This window comes from Polaribacter sp. 2305UL8-11 (genome assembly GCF_058147165.1).
The window spans coordinates 1-22,656 of record NZ_JBYVJW010000006.1; the positions used below are offsets into that span (position 1 = coordinate 1).

General features: G+C 28.7%; 12 protein-coding genes. 4 read left to right on the plus strand and 8 right to left on the minus strand.

Features of this window, described 5'->3' with window-relative positions; all coding sequences use genetic code 11:
- Positions 1-157: 157 nt before the first annotated feature.
- From ACY2RW_RS06780 to ACY2RW_RS06795, 4 genes are all read right to left on the minus strand, one after another.
- Entirely contained in the window at positions 158-1,933 is a 1,776-nt protein-coding gene (locus ACY2RW_RS06780) for an AMP-dependent synthetase/ligase (RefSeq protein ID WP_490121953.1), read from the minus strand.
- A gap of 282 nt (positions 1,934-2,215) precedes the next feature.
- Complete coding sequence (locus ACY2RW_RS06785; protein ID WP_490121954.1) at positions 2,216-3,001, minus strand: pentapeptide repeat-containing protein; 786 nt, start codon at positions 2,999-3,001, stop codon at positions 2,216-2,218.
- A 261-nt stretch (positions 3,002-3,262) separates the two neighbouring features.
- Entirely contained in the window at positions 3,263-4,585 is a 1,323-nt protein-coding gene (locus ACY2RW_RS06790; protein ID WP_490121955.1) for a sensor histidine kinase, read from the minus strand.
- Positions 4,586-5,956 carry a sigma-54-dependent transcriptional regulator gene (locus ACY2RW_RS06795; protein WP_490121956.1) on the minus strand — a complete coding sequence of 457 codons (1,371 nt, stop codon included), beginning with the start codon at positions 5,954-5,956 and terminating at the stop codon, positions 4,586-4,588. It abuts the gene before it with no gap.
- A 162-nt stretch (positions 5,957-6,118) separates the two neighbouring features.
- On the opposite strand from ACY2RW_RS06795, the gene ACY2RW_RS06800 reads away from it, so the two are divergent.
- The 4 genes from ACY2RW_RS06800 (at position 6,119) to ACY2RW_RS06815 (ending at position 13,340) form a co-directional block, all read left to right on the plus strand.
- Entirely contained in the window at positions 6,119-7,363 is a 1,245-nt protein-coding gene (locus ACY2RW_RS06800; RefSeq protein ID WP_490121957.1) for an efflux RND transporter periplasmic adaptor subunit, read from the plus strand.
- A 265-nt stretch (positions 7,364-7,628) separates the two neighbouring features.
- Positions 7,629-8,330: an ABC transporter ATP-binding protein gene (locus ACY2RW_RS06805; protein ID WP_490121958.1), complete on the plus strand. Its 702-nt coding sequence runs from the start codon at positions 7,629-7,631 to the stop codon at positions 8,328-8,330.
- Positions 8,331-8,523: 193 nt separating this feature from the next.
- A complete protein-coding gene (locus tag ACY2RW_RS06810) occupies positions 8,524-10,938 on the plus strand; it encodes an FtsX-like permease family protein (RefSeq protein ID WP_490121959.1) in 2,415 nt (804 codons plus the stop codon).
- Between the two features lie 2 nt (positions 10,939-10,940).
- A complete protein-coding gene (locus ACY2RW_RS06815) occupies positions 10,941-13,340 on the plus strand; it encodes an ABC transporter permease (protein ID WP_490121960.1) in 2,400 nt (799 codons plus the stop codon).
- Positions 13,341-13,603: 263 nt separating this feature from the next.
- Here ACY2RW_RS06815 and ACY2RW_RS06820 read toward each other — a convergent pair whose 3' ends face one another.
- From ACY2RW_RS06820 to ACY2RW_RS06835, 4 genes are all read right to left on the minus strand, one after another.
- Positions 13,604-14,410 (minus strand): helix-turn-helix domain-containing protein, encoded by an 807-nt coding sequence (locus tag ACY2RW_RS06820; protein WP_490121961.1) that lies wholly within the window; start codon positions 14,408-14,410, stop codon positions 13,604-13,606.
- Between the two features lie 90 nt (positions 14,411-14,500).
- Positions 14,501-15,886: a T9SS type A sorting domain-containing protein gene (locus ACY2RW_RS06825; RefSeq protein ID WP_490121962.1), complete on the minus strand. Its 1,386-nt coding sequence runs from the start codon at positions 15,884-15,886 to the stop codon at positions 14,501-14,503.
- A gap of 29 nt (positions 15,887-15,915) precedes the next feature.
- A complete protein-coding gene (gene purL, locus ACY2RW_RS06830; protein ID WP_490121963.1) occupies positions 15,916-19,668 on the minus strand; it encodes a phosphoribosylformylglycinamidine synthase in 3,753 nt (1,250 codons plus the stop codon).
- A gap of 114 nt (positions 19,669-19,782) precedes the next feature.
- Positions 19,783-22,584, minus strand: a complete 2,802-nt coding sequence (locus ACY2RW_RS06835; protein ID WP_490121964.1) for a starch-binding protein — start codon at positions 22,582-22,584, stop codon at positions 19,783-19,785.
- Between the last annotated feature and the right edge of the window lie 72 nt (positions 22,585-22,656).

Genomic DNA, 22,656 nt, shown 5'->3' on the forward strand with positions numbered 1-22,656 from the left:
TTTCAATAAACTTTTAATTTAATCAGTATTACAAAGGGATTCAGAGGTTTTTACCAACCATTTTTTGCCATTAAGCCCAAAATGACAACTAAATTAACTTTTTAGACAACCTCTTTTTATTTATAGCTTTTGCGTGTTTAGTCTACACAAGTATTAATTATGCACTATATATTTTATCATACAAATCTTGATAAATCTTTTTAATTATAGCACGTTTCATTTTCATAGTTGGTGTTAAATGTCCACCATCTATAGACCACTCATCAGGAGTAAGTTCAAAACGTTTTATTTGTTCCCATTTTCCAAAATTTTTGTTGCATTTATCAACTTCTTTTTGAATTCTTTTTATAACTCTCTCAGAACTAATAATTTCTTCGTTAGAATCTCCAACTTTTATTTGTTTATGTTTTATCCAATCTCTTACAAAATCAAAATTTGGTTGAATAATTGCAGCTGGCATTTTTTCGCCTTCACCAACAACCATTACTTGCTCTATAAATAAAGATTGTTTTAATTCTCCTTCTAATAAAGGCGGAACTACATATTTACCTCCAGAAGTTTTAAACATTTCTTTGGTTCTTCCTGTTATTTGTAAGAATCCATCCTCATCAATTGTTCCTTTATCTCCTGTATGAAAATAACCATCCTTAATAACGCTGTTGGTTTTTTCTTTATCTTTATAATAGCCTTGCATTACATTTGGTCCTTTTACCAAAATCTCGCCAGTTTCTATAATTTTAACTTCTACACCACTAATAATTTTACCAACTGTACCAATTTTAAAACCTTTATTTCTTTGGTCATTAACTGTAACAACTGGAGATGTTTCTGTTAAACCATAACCTTCCATAATTGGCATTCCTGCAGCTGCAAATACTCTTGTTAATCTTGGCTGTAAAGCTGCACTTCCAGAAACCATTAATTTCAACTCTCCACCTAAAGCAGCTTGCCATTTAGAAAAAATTAATTTTCTAGCCAAGCCTAATTGTTTTTCATACCACCAACCATTTGCACCATTTGGTTCGTATTTTAAACCTAAATTTACTGCCCAGAAAAATAATCCTTTTTTTATTCCAGATAAGGCTTCTCCTTTTAAAATGATTTTGTCATAAATTTTTTCGTACAAACGTGGTACTGCTGTCATTACGTTTGGTTTTATTTCTTGCGCATTTTCGGACAACTTTTCTATAGATTCTGCAAAGTATATAGAAACTCCACAATATTGGTATAGATATAAAATCATACGCTCGAAAATATGACAAATAGGTAAGAAGCTTAATCCTTTAGAGCGACCATAGTCTAAAGGAACTCTTTCCATAGAACTTAAAACATTAGATACAATGTTTTTATGAGAAAGCATTACTCCTTTTGGTTTTCCTGTAGTTCCAGAAGTATAGATTAATGTAGCTAAATCATCTTCTTTTACATTCTTTTTTCTGTCTTCTACAATAATTTGATTGCTTTCATTTTGACCTAGTTCTAATACTTCTTTCCAGCTTTTTTCTCCTTTAATATCATCAAAAGTAAAAACTTCTTTTAATTTAGTATTTTTTTTAATCTTATTGATTTTTTTTAAGACTTCTTCATCAGAAACAAAACAATAAATGGATTCTGAATGATTTAAAACATACTCATAATCTTCTTTAGAAATTGTTGGATAAATAGGTACATTTTGAGCACCAGTTTGTAAAACTCCAATATCGCAAATATTCCACTCTGTTCTGTTAGTAGAAGAGATTACTGCAATTTTATCATTCGGTTTTACGCCTAATTCTATCAACCCTCTACTTATAAGGTTTGCTTGGTCTATATATTCTTGTGTAGAAATAGATTCCCATTTACCACTTGCTTTAGAAGTAAATGCATCCTTTAAATTGTAATTTTCTAGTTGATAATAAGGAAAATCAAATAATCGTGTAATTTCTACTGCCATATATTTTAATTTAAGTAAGGCAAATTATGAATTTTAACTTGATTTGACAAATACTTAAGAAAAGAGTTTTTCTTGTGTAAAATATCTATTTTTAGTTGAAAGCTAAGAAATAAAATATTGTAGCTAATTTTAGAAAATTAGTAGTAGATAATATAAAAAAAGAAAGCTAACTTCTTTAGGAAGAAGTTAGCTAAATCTGTTATGGGTTAGCCCCTAACCTAACCTATATCATTAGGTCTGCAAGTTAAAATATGTTTTTAAAATGGCTATAGGTATTAATACCTATTTTTTATCGATTAAGTATTTACTAAAGCTTCTTCCATTAATTTTTGTGTATTTAGAATCGATATCATAAGCAACTTTCATGTTTGTGATATTAAAATCGCCAGAAACTTTCATATATTTTATATTTAAATCTTCTTCAAAATTAGTGTTTTGGAAAGAAACCCCATTATAAAATTGTGTGTACTTAAAAATAGCAGCGTCTTTAAAAACAGCGTTTGAAAAACTTACATTCTTTTTAAATTTTGAATATTTAAAAGTAGCTTCTTCATCAAAAGTAGTGTTTGCAAAGCTAATATCGTCGTCAAATTTGGCATACTTAAAAGTAGTATCATCATCAAAAGAACTTCCAGAGAAATCTGTATTTTGCTCAAAACGAGAATATTTAAACATAGCTTTTCTTTCAAAATTACAGTCTTTAAAAATGGTACTATCTTCAAAACTGGCAACAAAAGTATAACCACTATCTTCATCTGGGATGTAGGCTAGTACATCGTCTTTAAAGGTACAGTTTGTAAAAGAAATTTTTACATCTATTAGTTTTTTTACAGAGTTGTCAGAACTTCCATTCCACCAGCTATTTTTTCTTCTTTTTGGAAGTTTAGCCATAGCTTCATCCATATAAGTAAAATCTAAAGTGCCAACAATAGTTGCGTTTTTGTAAGAAATTGCTTTTCCTGCTTTAATATCTTTCATAATTTTGGAAGCTTCCACAGTTTTTTGAGCAAAACTTATTGTTGCCGTTAAAAAAAGACAAATACTTAAAAGTGTAATTTTATTTTTCATTTTTATTTGAGTTTTAAAGTGTTTTATTAAATGACAACTCAAAAGTTAAAATGTGACAGTTTTAAAAAAATATTTCGGAACTTTTTAAAAAACTAAGCTTGGAGTTTATTTTGAGTGAAGATGAATGGCACTTGCTTTTTTTTTGAATAAGAAAAAAAAGCTCAAGAAATTGTAGTAATCTCTAAAGCATCAACTTTTAGCAATAAATAACGTGGTTTACCTAAAAAAATAGGATATTTATATTTCAAATTTGTACCTAAATTAAAGTATAAATGTTATTGTAAATGTTGTTTTTCCTTTTTTAGAAATAAAATTTATAGTTCCTTTATGCGCTTCAATAATACTTTTGGTAAGTGTTAATCCAATTCCAGAGCCATTTTTTCTTGTCGTAAAATAAGGTACAAAAATGTTGTCTTTAATTTCTTTAGAAATACCAATTCCATTATCCGAAATTTCTAAATGTAGTCTGTTATTATCTTTGGAAAGTCGAATTTCAATTTCTGGATGTTTGGTTTCTGCAAGCGCATACAAACAATTAGAAATTAAATTGATGAGGATTTGTTCTATTTGATTTTTATCGGCATTTATAATAAAATTATTTTCTGCATTAAAAATTAAGTTTATTTTTTTATTTAAAAAATCTTGTTTGTACAAGTCTAATGTATTGCAGATTGTTTCAGTTAAATTAATTTCTTTTTTATTTGGCAAAGGTAACTCTGCCAATTTTCTGTACGTATCTACAAAAGAAGTTAAATGTAAGGAACGTCTTTTAATAATACTTAAACCTTGAGAAAGTTCGTCAATAGTATCTTCATCTGTATTTTCTTCTTGTATTAGAGAGTGTAAGTTTTCTGCCAAACTACTAATAGGGGTAATGGTATTTATAATTTCGTGCGACATTACATTCATTAATTTATACCAAGCTTCTTTTTCTTTTTTGTTTATTAATTGTTGAATGGTTTCTAAAGAAACTACCAAGTATTCAAATTCATTGGTTTGAGTAACAGCAGTTTTTAGGAAAAAATTTTCTTTATCATTGTTTATTTTTAAGGAAATGGTGTTTCTAATTTCTTTCCAATCTTTTATAAAAGCTGATAATTCTCCAATTTTAGTTTGTAGTAATTTCCAGTTATAAAATTTGGGGATTTTTAAAAAGTTAGCAAAGGCTTTATTAATTTGAAAAACCGATATTTCTCCATTCAAATCTTTTTTCAGAATTAAAATTCCAATTCCTAAACTTTCTATGATATTCGTAAAAATAAGTTGTTCTGAAGTTTTAGATAAATTTTGTTTCCTGTGTTTTTCTAATAATAATGCTGTTTTATTATGTAACGGATTCTTTCTTTTTTTAGCAGGAATGGTGTTAGAATAATCATCAAAAAGTAAACAATCTATAGATTTTTCAATATCTGTAAATAGTTTTTTTATGTACTCAGTAAAAAGGAAAAACTGAAATAAAAGGAATAAAGAAAAGCCAATAGTATTTACAATAAAACCTTTTTTAAAACTGTAAACGATAATTACTCCATTAATAATCAATAAAATTAATCGAATTACAATTTGAATATATTGTGGTTTTCCCATTTATAATTGATGTTTTTCTAGTCTTCTGTACAAAGCAGCTCTTGTTAAACCCAAATCTTTTGCAGCTTTAGAAATATTGCCTTGATGTTTTGTAATTGCTTGCTGAATTAGCACTTTTTCGGTTTCTTCTAAATTTAAATTCTCGCCTAAATTTACATCAATTTTTTTTGAAGAAAAATGCAAATCACCTATCTCAATTTCATTATTATCTGTAATAATTACAGCCCTTTCTACAATATGTTCTATTTCTCTAATATTTCCTGGCCAATGGTATTTTTCCATTGCTTTTAAAGCTTCTGAAGTAAAATTGGTTATTTTTTTGCGATATTTTTGGGTTAATTTTTTTAGAAAATGAGTGGCTAGTAGTTGAATATCATTGGTTCTTTCACGAAGAGGAGGTAAGTTCAATTCAATGGTATTTATTCTAAATAATAAATCTTGACGAAACGTTTCTTCTTCAACCATTTTATGAATTGGCGCATTTGTTGCGCAAATAATTCTGGCATCAATTTCTCTTTCTTTTCCTTCTCCTAAACGTGTAATTTTTCGGTTTTGAATAACCGTTAATAGTTTAGATTGTAAATGGATTGGTAAATTTCCAATTTCATCTAAAAAAATGGTACCACCTTTTGCCAATTCAAATCTTCCTAAAGTATCTTTATGTGCATCTGTAAAAGCACCTTTTACGTATCCAAACAATTCACTTTCAAATAAATTTTCATTTAAAGAACCTAAATCTAAATGAATAAAAGGGTGATTTTTTCTGTTAGATTGCAAATGAATTTCTTTAGCAAATACAAATTTCCCAGTTCCGTTTTCACCTAAAATTAAAACATTGGCATCTGTTGGGGCTACTTTTTTCACCAATTTCATGGCAGTTTGCATTGCAGAAGAAGCGCCTATAATATGTTCTGTTTTCTGATGAAATTCTTTATCTTGATGTTTTTGTATGGTTTCTAATTGCGTATTTTTTCGTTTAGAACGTGCCAATTCTACACCAGCATTTACAGCTGCATAGAGTTTTTCTGTGGTCCAAGGTTTTAAGATAAAATCGGTTGCGCCTTTTTTAATGGCATCTACAGCTAAATTTACACTTCCAAAAGCAGTCATTAAAAGGGTGGTAGTTTCTGGGCTAATTTCTTTGATGTTTTTTAGCCAATACAAACCTTCTTTTCCGTCTTCAAAACCAATTCTATAATTCATATCTAACAAAACAACATCAACTGTGTTTTTTGTTAAATGTGCATTTATATGCTGTGGGTTATTTTCTGTAATTATTTTTGAAAAGTATTTTTTCAAACTAATTCTTGCTGAAAACAGAATGTCATCATCATCATCTACAATTAAAATAGTTGCTTCTTTTTTTCTCATAGCACATAATTAGTGTTTTGTTTGATTATGAACAAAAAAATGTCCGATTTTGAACATATTAAAAATCGCTGTAAATCTTAAGTATCTAAAAATCAAATCATTATAAATTGTTTTTTGATGGCATATTTGTGGCATAATAGTTATCAAACGAATTTGAAAAATATGGATAAGCAAATTACACCAAAAAATAAAAAAACAAAAAAGATGTTAATCTGGGGTATTCCAACTTTACTTTTATTAGCGGTTATTTTAATGAATGCTACAAGAAAAAAGCAAGTAAATTTAGAAAAAGATACTATTAGCATTCGTGAAATTATAAAAGGAGATTTTGAAGATGTAGTACTATTTAATAGCACAGTTGAGCCAAAAACCTCTGTTTTGGTAAATGTGATTCAAGGAGGTTCTGTTTCAGAAATATTTGTAGAAAGTGGACAAACAATTAAAAAAGGAACACCACTTTTAAAGGTTTATAACCCTAATGCAGAACTAAACTATCTAACCCAAGAAACAGCAATGGTTGAGCAAATTAATAATCTTAGAAATTTAAGAGTTAATATTAAAAATCAGCAATTGAGTTTAGACCAACAGTTGTTAAGTATAGATAATGATTTCAGAAATGCCTCAAGACAATATAAATTAGATTCTACTTTATATAAAAAAGAAGTAATTGCAAGAAATGATTATCAAAAAACGAGTCAAGAATATACTTTTCAAAAAGAAAGAAGTGGTGTCATTAAAAAAAGTGTTTCTAGCGAAAAGAAGAGTAGAGATGTACAGTTGTCTCGTATAAATTCTTCTTTGATAAATATGGAAAAAAGCCTAGAATTATTGCGTAAAAACAAAGAAAACTTCTTTGTAAAAGCACCTGTAGATGGCTTATTGTCTTCTTTTAACCCAATTTTAGGAGAAAGTTACAAGCAAGGGCAACCTATTGGAAAAATAGATGTTTTAGATGGTTATAAATTGGTAGCAAGAGTAGACGAATATTACATTTCCAAATTGCAAGAAGGGATTCATGGTAGTGTAAAAGTAGAAGATAAAGATTACAAGATTCACATCTCTAAAGTGTTTCCAGAAATTGTTGGTGGGCAATTTAAAATTGAATTAAATTTTGAAAAAGATTCACTTTCATCTTCTGTAAAAAGAGGAATGTCTTTAAAAACAAAAATGTTTTTATCTGGCAAAACAGAAGCTTTGTTAATTCCTAAAGGATTGTTTTATCAAAGTACCAATGGTAAATGGGTTTTTGTTTTAAATAGTAATAACAAAGCCGTAAAAAGAAGTATAAAAATAGGTAGAGAAAATCCTTTTTATTATGAAGTTTTAGAAGGATTAAAGGAAGGAGATAGAGTTATAACCTCTAATTATGATGATTTTAAAGACGTGGAAGAAGTTAATATTGAGTAAAATTAGTTTACAGTATTCAGTTGCAGTTTTCACAAATATCCTGCAAGGTTTCAAAAACCTTGTAGGTATAAAATAAATATAAAACAGATAGTTTTTAGTTGCAGTATTCAATCTGTAATTGGCAGTTGCAGATTTCAGTAAAAAAATAGTTTCAGTTAGAGCGCAGTCTAGAACTATTTCATAAAATAAAAAATAGAAGTTTAATTTAAAACACAGTATCCACACTGATTTTCTTCCCTTTTGGAAGAGTAAGATGGGCTTAAAAATGATAAAAATAACAGATTTAGTAAAAATTTACAGAACAGAAGAAGTAGAAACAACAGCATTAAACAAGTTGAGTTTAGAAGTAAAAGAAGGAGAATTCGTTTCTATAATGGGAGCTTCAGGCTGTGGAAAATCAACTTTGTTAAATATTATAGGTTTGCTTGATGCACCAAATGATGGAAGTTATTTGTTTGATGAAACTGAAGTTGCAAATTTCAACGAAAAACAAAGAGCGAGTTTAAGAAAAGCAAATATTGGTTTTGTATTTCAGAACTTTAATTTAATTGATGAGCTAACAGTTTATGAAAATGTAGAACTTCCTTTAATCTACAATAAAGTAAAGGCATCAGAAAGAAAACAACGTGTTACAGAAATTTTACACAGAATTGGTATCGCTCATAGAGCAAAACATTTTCCATTACAATTATCTGGAGGTCAGCAACAAAGAGTTGCAGTTGCTAGAGCTTTGGTAACCAATCCAAAGTTGATTTTAGCTGATGAACCTACAGGAAATTTAGATAGTAAAAGCGGTAATGATGTAATGGAATTACTAACAGAATTACATGCAACAGGTTCAACAATTGTTATGGTTACACACTCTGCTTACGATGCGCAGTTTTCGTCAAGAATTATCACCTTAAAAGATGGAGAAGTAATTTCTGAAAAAACAAACGAGCATAAAGTAGATGTGTTGGTTCAGTAAATTTTGGTTTGGAGTGTGAAGTTAGGAGTAGGAAGTAGGAAGTAAAGAAAATAGAAGATAGAAAAGAGATGTAAGTTTTAATAATATTTGAGTGAACGATGATTTCTACAATTCTATATGATGATTTTTTGTAAAAAGTATAAAGAGAAAAGAATAAACGTTTTGCGTCTTTATCAAAATAAAAATAGAGAGAATGTTACAAATATGGTTTAAAATATTTTTTAGAAACAGTAAAAAAAACTGGTTAAATGCGTTGATAAATATTAGTGGATTAACACTAGGTTTAGCAGGTTTGTTAATCATTTTACTATATCTAAATGAAGAAAAAAGTTACAATCAATGGAACCCAAATAAAGATGATGTTTACAGAGTAAACATTAAACAGCCAAAATCTGGTGAAGTTTGGTATTCTGTAAATGCTGGAATGTATTTAACCTACCCAAAAGAAATTCCAGAGGTTTTAGAGTCTGTTATGGTTGGTTTACACTACAGGAGTAGAGTTTTACAAGTTGATGATAATTTTGAGTTTACAGACAAAGTAATATTTACAGAACCACAGTTTTTCGATTTTTTTCCATTTGAAATTATTAAAGGTTCTGTGCAAAAATTTGCAGAAACAAGAACCAATATTGCCATTTCAGATGTGTATGCAAATCGCCTATTTAAAGGAGAAAAAGCAGTAGGGAATTTCGTAAAAATTAACGATAAGAATTATGAGGTTACTTGTGTTTATAAACTACCAAAAAATACACACCAAGAACCAGAATTGTTAATTCAGTTTCCTGAACCTTTTGAAGTAAATTGGGGGAATCATAATAATGAATTGTTTTGTAGAATTGACAAAGGTTCAGATTTATCTGATGTAAAAACAAAGATGAATCAAATTATAACAAATGCTTACAAACCTTATGCTAAAGAAGCTGGAGTATCTATTAAAGAATTTGATAAACGTTATGGAATACCAACAGTACTTTTAGATAAATTAGATACCATTTATTTGCACACAAAAGCAAGAAGAGCAGGACCAAGTGGAACAGGAAATTATCAATTATTAATGGTTTTATTGAGTTTATCAATCCTTTTAATTGTTATTTCTTGTGTAAATTTTATCAACCTATCTGTAGCCTCTGCAAGTCAAAGAGCCAAAGAAGTTGGCGTAAAGAAAACTCTTGGTCTATCAAAAAAACAATTACGTTATCAATATGTATTTGAAATTGTTTTACAAGGATTAGTTTCGTTTATTTTGGCTTTAATTATAGTAGAATTAGCAATACCTTTTTTTAATGAATTTGTTCAGAAAGACATATCAATTTTTCATGCCAATTCATTATTCATATTATTTTTAGTAGCCATTTTTATCTCTCTTTTTGTAGGCAGTATTCCTGCTTTGTATTTATCAAATTTTAAAGCCATAGAAGTTTTAAAAGGAAGTATTTCTAAAACTAAAAAAGGAAATTTAGCAAGAAATATAATGCTTGGGCTTCAATTTTTAATTTCAGGTTTTTTTATTATTAGCATGCTAATTGTTGGAAATCAGATTAATTATATGATGGAAAAAGATTTAGGTTTTGATAAAGATCAAGTTTTATCTGTAGAAGTTTTTAATATTAAAGATGAGTATAAAAAATTCTTATTAACGCAACAAGAACTCTCTAAAAATGAAAATATAATTTCTGTTACCTCTAGTATGTTTGTGCCTGGAGATGGTTTTGTAAATGGAACATCTTTAAACCATAAAATAAATGATGTTGGCTTTAATTCTGCATCTAATTTGGTAGATTATAACTATTTAGATTTTGCTAAAATAAAACTTTTAAAAGGCAGAAATTTCTCTAAAAAATATGCATCAGATACATTAAAAATAATTATTAACGAAACAGCTGCAAAAAAAATAGGAATTTATGATAAACCTTTAGGAGAAAAATTAAATGTTGGTTGGTTAGATGACAATCAACCTGGTTTTGAAGTTATTGGTATGATAAAAGATTATCATTTTGATGGTTTTGATACAGAAATAAAACCAATGTTTATGTTGCTTTGGACAGCTCTTGATTTTCCTGATGGTTGGATGCCAGCAATTCAATTTAAAATAAAAGCAGATAATATGGATAGAACTATTTCTGAAATCGAAGCATTTTGGAAACAAAATGTCGATGCCAAATATCCTTTCTCCTACGAATTCTTAGATAAAAATTTTGCTAAAACCTATGATAAGTATCAAAAGCAGCAAACTATGTTCTTAATACTATCAATTCTAGTAATTTTAATATCACTTTTAGGTTTATTCGCTTTAGCAACCTTAACAATTCAGCAAAGATTAAAAGAAGTTGCTATACGCAAAACTTTAGGTGCTTCAGTAAAAGAAATTATGTTTCAATTGCTTAAAAATTTCCTTCAAATCGTAATAATTTCTTCAATTATTTTAATTCCTATAGCATACTATTTTATGCAAAATTGGTTAGATAATTTTATTTACAGAATAGATATGCCAATACTACCTTATATAATTACGCCAATTATTTTAATTGTCTTGGTTTTTGCTGTAGTTGGTTTAAAGGCTTACAATGCTACAAAAATTAATTTAATTAAATATTTAAAATTCGAATAATTATGTTACAAACATGGTTTAAAATATTTTTTAGAAATAGTAAAAAGAACTGGTTAAATATCTTAGTAAATATTTTAGGATTAACTGTTGGGTTTGCAGGTTTATTAATTGTGTTATTATATTTTAATGATGAGCAAAGTTACAATGCTACTAATACAGATGTAAATGAAATTTACAGAGTAATTCATAAAATGTCTGATGGAGATGTTTGGGACAGTAGCACAGATGTGGAAGGAGCAAAATATAAAGAGGATATACCAGAAGTTACCAATTATTATTTAAGCGATGGTTGGTATGGAGATTTTGTAGTAAAAGTTGATGGTAAAGACATTTTTACTAGAGATATGCTAAGAGGTAGTAACAGTTTTTTCGATTTTTTTCCTTTTAAAATAATAGAAGGTAGTGTAGCAACCTTTAAAAAAGTAAACTCTAATGCAGCCATTTCAGAAAAACAAGCAAAACTATTTTTTGGAAATAAATCTGCTGTAGGCAAAACAATAACGTTTAGAGGTAGATCTTATATAATTACAACAGTTTATAAAATAGTGGGTAAACATTATTTTATGCCACAAGTTGTTACTCAATTTAAAGAACAACCCAATAATCATTGGGGGAATTTTTCTAAAAACCTATTTATAAAAACGAATAAAAATATTGTTTTACGTGAAATTAATAAAAAAGCAAATGATGTTTGGTATAAAAATGCCATAGAACCACAAGCAAAAAAAGATGGCATTGATCCTAAAGAATTTAACGAAAAATACGGAACAACCGTAATTTTTGAACCTCTAAAAGATATTCGTCTAAAAACTATAGCAGATGATGCTGGTCCAGAAGGAAAAGGAAATTATCAATTGATAATCATTATGTTGTCTTTATCAATTTTATTAATCATTATTTCTTGTGTAAATTTTATCAATTTATCAATTGCTTCTGCAACCCAAAGAGCTAAAGAAGTAGGTGTAAAGAAAACTTTGGGTTTATCTAAAACTTCACTTATTAGGCAATATTCATCAGAAATTGTATTGCAAGGTTTTATTGCATTTGTATTGAGTTTAATTTTGGTGGAATTAATTTTACCATACTTTAATGATTTTATGAAAAAGGACATTTCAATTCTAAATTTAGGATTGTTAACTAAAGTTGGTTTGTTAGCCATATTAGTATCTATTTTAGTTGGGATTGTTCCTGCAATTTATTTGTCTAAATTTAAATCTGTAGAAGTTTTAAAAGGAAATATTTCTAGAAGTAAAAAAGGTGTTTTTGCAAGAAATATCATGTTGGGACTACAATTTTTAATTTCAGGATTTTTCTTAACAGCTTCTTTAATTATTTACAATCAAGTAGATTATATGATGAATAAAGACCTTGGTTTTAAAGGAGATCAAGTAGTATTTGTTTCTATGAATGATTATGAAAACAGATATCAAAAATATCAATTGGCAAAAAAAGAATTGATAAAACACCCAAATATAGATGTAATTACAAGTAATTCATATATCATTGGAGGAGGAAGTTCTAACTCTACAAACGTAAATTATAAAGATATTGCTGTACAAACTAATGGAAATGCAATTGATTTTAACTATTTGCAAACTATGGACGTTCAACTTTTAAAAGGTAGACTTTTAGAAGAAAACAGAGCATCAGATACTATAAACAACGTAATAATAAATGAAACTTTGGCAAAAGCATTCAATATTTATGATGATCCATTAGGTAAGAAATTAAATGCTGGTTATGGAGACCAAGATTTGAATGTTATTGGTATGATTAAAGACTACCACATTAATGGTATGGATGCTAAAATACCACCTATGATGCTGATGCATTGGAATACTTTTGGATGGATGAAACAAAATTTCTGGAAAATGCAGTTTAAAATAAAACCAGAAAATATGCAGGAAACTCTAAAATATATAGAAAGTTATTGGAAAAAAAACATAGAACAAGGGTATCCATTTAGTCCACAGTTTTTAAATGATCGTTTTGCAAGAACTTATAAAAAATACCAAAATCAACAAACCTTGTTTTTTATATTAACATCTGTGGTAATTATAGTTTCTTTGTTAGGTTTATTTGCATTGGCAACATTAACAATTCAGCAAAGGTTAAAAGAGGTTGCTATTAGAAAAACATTAGGAGCATCTGTAAAAGAAATTATGTTTCAGTTAATTAAAAGCTTCTTAAAAATCACCTTAATTGCATCAATAATTTTAATTCCTATTGCTTATTATTTTATGGTAAATTGGTTAGAAAATTTTGTGTATAGAATAGATATGCCAATTTTACCATTTATAATTACACCAATTGTATTGTCTATTTTAGTTTTTGTGATTGTAGGATTAAAAGCTTTTAATGCCACAAAAATTGATTTAATTAAATATTTAAAATTTGAGTAATTATTAGGGTTTCTTAAGAGTTTATTCTAGAACACAATCTGAAGAGATTTGCTTAAAAAGAAAGAGAGTTCAAACTAAATCTGTAAATAAAAAAGGTCGAATAAAATATTCGACCTTTTTTTCATAGCAACTATATTACTTTATAAATTTTCTTTCTGTAAAGAATTAATATTTAAATATTCCCCTAATAAATTTAAATATTGTTATTTATACTGCAAAAATATAAATAGTAATTCTATAATCTTTGTAAAAAATCGTAATTCCTATTTTTTTAGTGCTTTTTTTACAATTAAATAATCTTCTTTAAAATAGCTTTTAAAAGATTTAGCCGTAAATAATTTAAAATCTTTAGAAAAATGAGACTCATCATAATAATCATACATGTAAATTAAATCCTTTAAATTAATTTGATCTTTTTCATATTTTCTCATTAAATTTAAAAACCGTTTTAATTTAGTGTATTTTTTAGGTGTTAAGCCTACTATTTTTTTAAATTTAGTTTCTAATGTTTTTTGAGAAAAAGGTACCATTTCTAAAATATCTTTTACAGAAACTAACCCCTCTTTTGTATGTATCTCCTCTATAACTGCATCAATTATTAAGGTGTTTTTGGTTTCTTTAATTGGCAAAGAAGGTATAAAAAGTTCCAACTCTTTGAATAGATTTTTAGAATTTTCTTTATGTTTTACAAACAAATGCTCTAATTTTTTAGAAAATGGGGTATTTGTAAGATGAAAAGCAGAATGCCTATTTACAAATTTAGAAAGATCTAAGTTGGTAAGTTTGTGTAAAGCAGTAGGTTTAAAACTTATTCCACAGCAAAAACCAGGCGAATCTACACACATCATATAAGATTTATCAGATTGCCCAAATAAAGATAGTCCTTTTAATTCACTTATTTTATCATTTAAAATAGTGTATTGGTTATCAGAATAAATATAAGCCAAGCTAGAAAAACCCATTGGAATTATAATAGATTTTAAAGGAACAACTTTTTCTGAATATGAGATGCTATAAAATTCTTCTACTAAATTAGAAGCATTATTTGTCTTATAATATTTTAATGTCATAGTCTAAAAATATAGAAAGTTAAGTTATGTAAAAAATCAAAAAAAACCTTTAAAATTTTCTTTTTTTACAATTAAACTTAGCTTTTTAAACTATTCTTTTATCAATCTAAATGTTTCGTAAGAACTTTTATTTTTTATTTTTAAAATATAAACTCCAGCATATAAGTTGGTTATATCTATTTGGTTGTTATTAGAAACTCCTTTTTTTATTAATTTAGATTCAAAATCATATAAATAGTATTGAAAATTTGTGCTTTCTAAATTATAAATATTTAAGATGTTTTTTACTGGATTTGGATAAATAAATAGAAGCTTAGAGTTTTCTTTTGAGGTTTTTTCGAAAGTTTTATTATTACAAGAAAATCTTAAAAACTCTTCTAGATCATATCTATCATGAGTTTTTTCATAACATAATTTTTTTGCTTTCTGTAATAATTCACAAGATTTATTATAATTACCTAAATCATTATAAATAATTCCAAGATTTCTTAAAGCAAAAGAATTCTCTTTGTTAATTTCTAATGCTTCTTCTAAATCGTTAATTCCTTTTTTAGATTCTCCTAATTTGTGATATAGCAATCCACGAATAGTTCTTAGATCTAACTCAGCAGTTCCTAAACCACGTTTGTATAAAGATTTTTCATTCTTAAAAGCAATATTTACAGCTTTCATAGCTTTCTTATAATCCCCTAAATCTGTATAAGCAATTGCCAAAACCCAATTTGCAAACGAATGGTTGGGTACCATTTCTATTGCTTTGTTTAAATATAAAATACCTAAATCGTAATTTTTTATGGTAACAAGATAAGAGCCAAGGTTGTGGTATAATCTACTTTCTTTTGGAGATTTTTTTAAAGCCTTGAATTTATAATGAATAGTATGATTTCTCATTTCGTAACTTTGATAAATACTACCAAGGTTATCGTAGACACTAGCAAGCATTTTTTTAGGAACTCTCTTAACCTTATCCGCTTTTAAAAATGTTTTTCGAATTTTATGAAAGTCGTTCAAAGCTAAGGTGTAATCACGCAAATACATTCTTAAATTTGCACGTAGATATATAGATTTAAAATCTTTTTTGTTCTCTTTTAGCTTTTTATTTAGCTCCTTTAATTTAGCATGTGCTTTTTTTACTCTTTTTTCTGTTCTTTTATTAAATTCAATAATATGGTCATTTCTTTCAATGAGTTTACCATTATCAAAAAGCCATTCTGTTGTTTTATCACCATTCTTATTTAATTTATAAGAAGTTCCATGGTATTTTGATTTATTATAATAGAAAACTTCATTTAAATTACCATTTTTATAATAAGTTTTTAAGCTGTCTAATTTTTTATGGCTATACCATCTGTTTATTGAAACAACTCCATCTTTATAAAAAAAACTTTTTTTTTGAATTGATTTTTTATTTGAATTTTGTGCATCTAAATGGCCAATAAAAAATAAAAAAAATATAATTATTGTTATAAATTTCATGAGTTTAAGGTAATAAAAAAATATAACAACTATTTTTTATTTTCAATCCAGTTTTTAGCATTTACAAAAGCCTCTAACCAAGGAGTAACTTCGTCTTTTCTCCCTTTTGGATAATTTGCCCAATTCCATTGAAAAGTAGAACGCTCTATATGTGGCATGGTTACTAAATGTCTTCCAGATTTATCACATAGCATAGCTGTATTAAAATCAGAACCATTTGGGTTATTTGGATATCCTTCATAACCATATTTGGCAACAATGTTATAATTTTCTTCAGCTTCTGGTAAACTGAATTTTCCTTCACCATGAGAAATCCAAACACCTAATTCTGTTCCTGCTAAAGATGATAACATCACAGAATTGTTTTCTTGAATTTTTACAGAAGTAAAAGAACTTTCGTGTTTTTGAGAATCATTATGATGCATTTTTCCATGCACTTCATGCTCAGGATTTATCAATTCTAATTCCATCCAAAGTTGACAACCATTACAAATACCTACAGACAAAGTATCTTCTCTTTTAAAGAAATTCTTTAAAGCCGTATTTGCTTTTGCATTGTATTTAAAAGCACCAGCCCAACCTTTTGCAGACCCTAAAACATCAGAGTTAGAGAAACCACCAACAGCACCAATAAACTGAATGTCATCCAAAGTTTCACGACCCGAAATTAAATCGGTCATGTGTACATCTTTTACATCAAAACCAGCTAAATACATGGCATTTGCCATTTCACGTTCTGAGTTGGAACCCTTTTCTCTGATGATGGCTGCTTTGGGTTTGTCATTTCGACCTTGTGGAGAAATCTTTTCTACTTTAAGATTCTTCGACTTCGTTTCTCTTCGCTCAGAATGACAAGAGTTAATTACGTCCTCTAATTTTCCAGTAAAATTCTCAGGAAATTTATAAGTTAATGGTTGCTTTTTATAATTATCAAATCTGTCTTGAGCTAAATTGTTAGCTGTTTGTTTTTGATCTAATAAAAAAGATGTTTTGTACCAAACATCTCTCATTTCAGCAACATCAAAAGCGAATTTGTCTTCGTTATTTTTGATGTTTACTTTTCCTGAATTATTTGCAGTTCCAATATTGAAAAACTCAATATTATTTTCTGATAAGATACTTTCAACTGAAGAATCTGCTTGAAAAACAATACCTGAATTTTCAGCAAATAGTACTTTGATTGAATCTTCTTCGTTTAATGAAGAAATATCAAAATTAGCTCCTAAATTTACATCAGCAAAGCACATTTCTAATAAAGTTGTAATCAAACCACCAGAAGCAACATCATGTCCTGCAACAATTTTATCTGCTTTAATTAAATCTTGAATGGTATTAAAAACAGTTTTTACATAAGCTGCATTTTTTACATCAGGAGCTTCATTTCCAATTGCATTTAATGCTTGGTTAAAAGAACTTCCTCCTAATTTAAAATCATCTTGAGAAATATTGATGTAGTAAATAGTACCACCATCAACCTGTAAAACTGGCTCAACAACTTTGCTAATTTCATTACAATTTGCAGCAGCAGAAATAATTACGGTTCCTGGAGAAATTACATCTCCATCAGGATATTTTTGTTTCATTGATAAAGAATCTTTTCCTGTTGGAACATTGATTCCTAAATCAATAGAAAATTCTGAGACTGCTTTTACAGCTTTGTACAAACGTGCATCTTCACCTTCGTTTTTACAAGGCCACATCCAGTTTGCAGATAATGAAACGCTTTTTAAATTATTTTTTAATGGCGCCCAAATCATATTTGTTAATGCTTCTGTAATAGAATTTCTGCTTCCAGCTTCTGGATGAATTAATCCAGAAATAGGGGAGTGCCCAATTGTAGTTGCAATTCCTTCTTTTCCATTATAATCTAAAGCCATCACTCCAACATTGTTCAACGGAATCTGCAAAGGTCCCACACATTGTTGCTTGGCAACTTTACCACCAACACATCTGTCTACTTTATTCGTTAACCAATCTTTACAAGCAACAGCTTCTAATTGTAAAACTTGCTCTAAATAGATTTGTAAATTTTTAGTTTTGTAACGTGGATTTTTATATTTTCTGATGACAGTTTTATCTGTCATAATTGTTTTTGGTGATGAACCAAACATATCTTCCATAGCTAAATCCATAGGTTTAGCTCCATTAGTTTTAGATTCAAAAGTAAATCGATCATCACCAGTAACATCACCAACAGTGTATATTGGAGAACGCTCACGTTCTGCAATTTTTTGTAAAGTTTTGGTGTGTTTTTCAGCAATTACCAATCCCATTCTTTCTTGAGATTCGTTTCCAATAATTTCTTTTGCTGATAAGGTTGGGTCACCAACAGGTAATTTATCTAAATCTATTTTTCCTCCTGTATCTTCTACCAGTTCAGACAAACAATTTAAATGACCTCCAGCTCCATGATCGTGAATAGAAACAATAAAATTCTCATCACTTTCTACCATTCCACGAACTGCATTTGCAGCACGTTTTTGCATTTCTGGATTAGAACGTTGCACAGCATTTAATTCAATTCCTGATGCAAATTCTCCAGTATCTGCAGATGATACTGCAGCACCACCCATTCCAATTCTGTAATTTTCTCCACCTAGAATTACAATTTTATCTCCTTCTTTTGGAGTGTCTTTTATTGCTTGGTCTGCCTTACCATAACCAATTCCTCCAGCTTGCATTATTACTTTATCAAAACCCAATTTTCTTGGGTTAGCATCACTAGATGCAGCATTTTCTTCGTGCTCAAAAGTCAATACTGAGCCTGTAATTAATGGTTGTCCAAATTTGTTTCCAAAATCTGAAGCTCCATTTGAGGCTTTGATTAAAATATCCATTGGAGTTTGGTATAACCAATCTCTAGCTTCAAATTTTTGTTCCCAAGGTCTGTTTTCTTCCAAACGAGAATATGAAGTCATATATACAGCAGTTCCTGCTAATGGTAAAGACCCTTTTCCTCCAGCCAATCTGTCTCTAATTTCTCCTCCAGAACCAGTTGCAGCTCCATTAAATGGCTCTACAGTAGTTGGGAAATTGTGTGTTTCTGCTTTTAATGAAATTACAGAATCGAAATCTTTGGTTTCGTAAAAGTCTGGTTTGTCTGCTGTTTTTGGAGCAAACTGTTCCACTTTTGGGCCTTTTATAAAAGCAACATTGTCTTTGTAGGCAGAAACAATATCATTCGGATTTTCTTTAGAAGTTTCTTTAATCATTTTAAATAGGGAAGTAGGTTGCTCTTCTCCATCAATAACAAAAGTTCCGTTAAATATTTTATGACGACAGTGTTCTGAGTTTACCTGGCTAAAACCAAATACTTCAGAATCTGTTAATTTTCTTCCTATTTTTTTAGCAACTCCATTTAAATACGCTACTTCTTCATCACTTAAAGACAATCCTTCTTGATTGTTGTAGGCAGCAATATCATCAATTTCTAAAATAGCTTCTGGTTGGATGTCTATTGTAAATGTATCTTGATTTAATCCAATAAATTTTTCTGAAATCATTGGGTCGAAATCTGTAAATTCTTCTGAAACTGCTGTAAATTCTTCAATCCTAATAATATCAGAAATCCCCATGTTTTGAGTAATTTCTACAGCATTTGTACTCCAAGGTGTAATCATAGCTGCTCTTGGTCCAATAAAAAAAGCGTCAATTGAAGACGCTTCTATTTTATTTTTATTGCCAAACAACCAAGTTAATTTTTCTATTGTTTTTTGAGCTAATTTTTTCGTGCTTTGAACAGCAAATACTTTGCTGTCTATATTTCCAAAGAAATGAATCATTTTAGTGATGTGTTTGCGTGTTGTTGTAAAAATGCAAATTTACTTTTTTTCAAATTAATTATAGAGGTTTTTTTTATTGAAAATATATAGTTATTCACGGTTTTTAAACAACCTTTATTTTATAAATTTTATCGATTTTATTTCATTTGAATTGTTGATTATTTTCAAAAAATAGATTCCTTTTTTTAAAGATGAAATATCTATTTGATTTTGCATAATTTTTCCATTTAAAATAACTTTACCAAGTGTATTGTAAATTTTGAATTTATTTGCATTGATTGTTGTATCAATTCTTAAGAAACTTGTTGCAGGATTTGGGTAAACTTTAAAATCATTTACATTCTCAGCTTTTGTACTTAATACACCATTATTCCATTGATACCAAGTTTCTCTTGTAACATTTACAATATCTTGTGTTTGGTTTCCATTACCTCCAGAACCGTTATTAAAAATAATATTGATTGCAGAAACTCCAGAAAAAGTATGTTTATACCATTCAGAATTGTGGACTTGCATTTCAATTCCAGGCCAAGTTTGGTCTGCTAAATTATTTTTAGGTGTTGCATTCCACCAATAAATTTTAGGAGTTACAGACCAATTAGCATCTGGTTTAAAATAAACCGTGAAATCTGGTATGTTACCAATATTATATGTTTTGGTTACAATATCAGATTTATTTCCATCTTTATCAATAGCAAACGCTTTTATAGTTGTAGTTTCTGTAATGTTTATGGTTTTTGTTGAAGTTGCAGAGTTTGAATTTATAGTAGGTTCAGAACCATCTAAAGTAAAATAAATTATAGGACTTGGATCTTTAGAGTCTGTTGCAGAAATGGTCACATCAATTGCATTTTCCGAATAATTATTCTCTGGAGTAAAGGAAAGTTTTGGAGCTAAATCTAAATTTTTACCAACCCAAACATGTTGGATTTTTGTTTTTTCAACATTTCCTTTTGTATCTGTTATTTCTACATAATAATCTAATAAAACTTCAGATTTCCCTTCAATTTTGGCATAATATTGATCTGCAATAAAATTGGGCAATACAAAAAAATCAATTTCAGAATCATTAGTAATATTTCCTTTTGGAAAAACTCTTTTGGTCATTAAAATGCTTTCCCAATCACCCACAGAAGTACCTCCAGCATACGTTTCGTTATCATTATTTGTGATTGGGTTTTTACCATCTTTGTCTGTTCTGAATTTTAGTTTTGCAGACTGAATTCCGCTCACATCAAAAGCAAAAGTCCAAACAGAAAAATCTGCAGAGTTTAAGTGTTGTTTATAACCATAAGTTGGTCCAAAACCAATTTCTCCTGGATTGTAAGGATATCTTTGAGGGATAAAAACAGAGGGTTTTGTTGTATCATTATTTAAATGATTATCAGTTACTTGTTTTGCAATTAGAACAGCGTTATTAGCAGCAATGGTTTGTTTAATTTCCATATCAATGGCTTTTCCATAATACATATAACCGCTTGTAAATCCTGGTAAAAGTGCGTTCCAAGCCAATTCCGATTTTTTTGATATAGCAGTTGGGTTTACAATGTTTTTAATTTGATTATTACCTTCTATATCTTCTGCCATAATTACAAAATTTTCTGCAGCAGTTAGCACAGCCCAATTTCTAGCATCTTCTGTCCAGCCATTAGCATCAAATTTAAAATTTGATGTATACATTGGCCATAACCAATTTATAAATTGCGGACTTCCCCAATCATTTGCAGCATTTACCCAGGAGCCATCTTCTACTTTTACTAAAGTATTTTCTGGTACAGGATTATCATTTAAAAATTGTTGAATTGTATTTGGGGTATATCCTTTATTGGCAGCAGCATTGGTAAAGTTTTTTACAGCTTCTTGGTAATAACTTGCTCCACCTCCCCAAGCATTGTCTCCATCATGAGCTAATAATAAAATGGATGGATGATTTGGGTCTGAATAAGGTGCAATATTAGTATCAATATCTCCTGTACCTTGTTCTGAAAAACCATCTTTGTAGCTTAACAAATCTGCCATTGGCACAACTGTTAGTTTATATTCTATACCAGTTTCTGGATTTACATATTTTGCTTTGTGTGCTTGATAAGAGTAGGGTGCTGCAAAAGTGCCTCCTCTACCATCTATTTGTCCACTCCACCAATTTGTACCATTTTTAGTTACTTTATCTGCTTTATTTGGCAGATTTGTATTGACACCAGAAGTGCCGAAATTTGTATTTGGATAATCATTTAAAGTTCTTGCCAAATGACTATTTGCAACCACAGACCACTCAAAACCCTCTTCTACTAAAACTTGAATAATTCTTTCAGAAAAAGAACATTCTGCAGGCCAATATCCTTTAGAAATGTTTCCATTAAAATTGTTTTCTACAATGTATTTGTGACCTTGAATTTCTTTTTTAAGAACTCTATCGCTTACTAGTGGTGATAAAACATGATGCCAAGTAAAACCAGTAACATCCATTCTAGGAAAATTGTTAGTTGTTTTCCAATTTTGAGCTTCTTTTATGTAATCTGTCCAATCTGATTTATAGCCCCAAGCATTATTTGACGCTAAAGAATTCATGTTTTCAATTAAACAACCTCCATAATTTACTTGTGCTCCAGCATTAGTGTGATGTTTAATTGAGTTAATAGCATTTCTAGTTTCCCATTGGTATGCATTTACTCTATCTGCCTTCCCAAAAATTTCTTGTAAGTTATTTAAAGGATGTGCCAAACCACTAGAATAAGTATTACCTCCATTTTGTTTGAGTTGATATGACTCCCAAACTTTTTGATACTCAAAAGGGTTATTTACACTTTTATCTGGCCAATAAATTGGTTGTTGCATGTGCCATAAATACGAAGTATGTACTTGTGCAGAAATTTGTATGCCAATAAATAATAGTAAGAATAATATTCTTTTTTTCATTTTTTAAAAGTATTGAAAATCAACTCTATAAAGTTACTTTTCAATACTTTGTGAAACAATAAAAAGATATTA

What these genes read in the sequence shown, in the direction of transcription:
- ACY2RW_RS06780 (WP_490121953.1), bottom strand. Translation starts at nt 1,933, where the DNA reads ATGGCAGTAGAAATTACACGATTATTTGATTTTCCTTATTATCAACTA.
- ACY2RW_RS06785 (WP_490121954.1), bottom strand. Translation starts at nt 3,001, where the DNA reads ATGAAAAATAAAATTACACTTTTAAGTATTTGTCTTTTTTTAACGGCA.
- ACY2RW_RS06790 (WP_490121955.1), bottom strand. Translation starts at nt 4,585, where the DNA reads ATGGGAAAACCACAATATATTCAAATTGTAATTCGATTAATTTTATTG.
- ACY2RW_RS06795 (WP_490121956.1), bottom strand. Translation starts at nt 5,956, where the DNA reads ATGAGAAAAAAAGAAGCAACTATTTTAATTGTAGATGATGATGATGAC.
- ACY2RW_RS06800 (WP_490121957.1), top strand. Translation starts at nt 6,119, where the DNA reads ATGGATAAGCAAATTACACCAAAAAATAAAAAAACAAAAAAGATGTTA.
- ACY2RW_RS06805 (WP_490121958.1), top strand. Translation starts at nt 7,629, where the DNA reads ATGATAAAAATAACAGATTTAGTAAAAATTTACAGAACAGAAGAAGTA.
- ACY2RW_RS06810 (WP_490121959.1), top strand. Translation starts at nt 8,524, where the DNA reads ATGTTACAAATATGGTTTAAAATATTTTTTAGAAACAGTAAAAAAAAC.
- ACY2RW_RS06815 (WP_490121960.1), top strand. Translation starts at nt 10,941, where the DNA reads ATGTTACAAACATGGTTTAAAATATTTTTTAGAAATAGTAAAAAGAAC.
- ACY2RW_RS06820 (WP_490121961.1), bottom strand. Translation starts at nt 14,410, where the DNA reads ATGACATTAAAATATTATAAGACAAATAATGCTTCTAATTTAGTAGAA.
- ACY2RW_RS06825 (WP_490121962.1), bottom strand. Translation starts at nt 15,886, where the DNA reads ATGAAATTTATAACAATAATTATATTTTTTTTATTTTTTATTGGCCAT.
- purL (WP_490121963.1), bottom strand. Translation starts at nt 19,668, where the DNA reads ATGATTCATTTCTTTGGAAATATAGACAGCAAAGTATTTGCTGTTCAA.
- ACY2RW_RS06835 (WP_490121964.1), bottom strand. Translation starts at nt 22,584, where the DNA reads ATGAAAAAAAGAATATTATTCTTACTATTATTTATTGGCATACAAATT.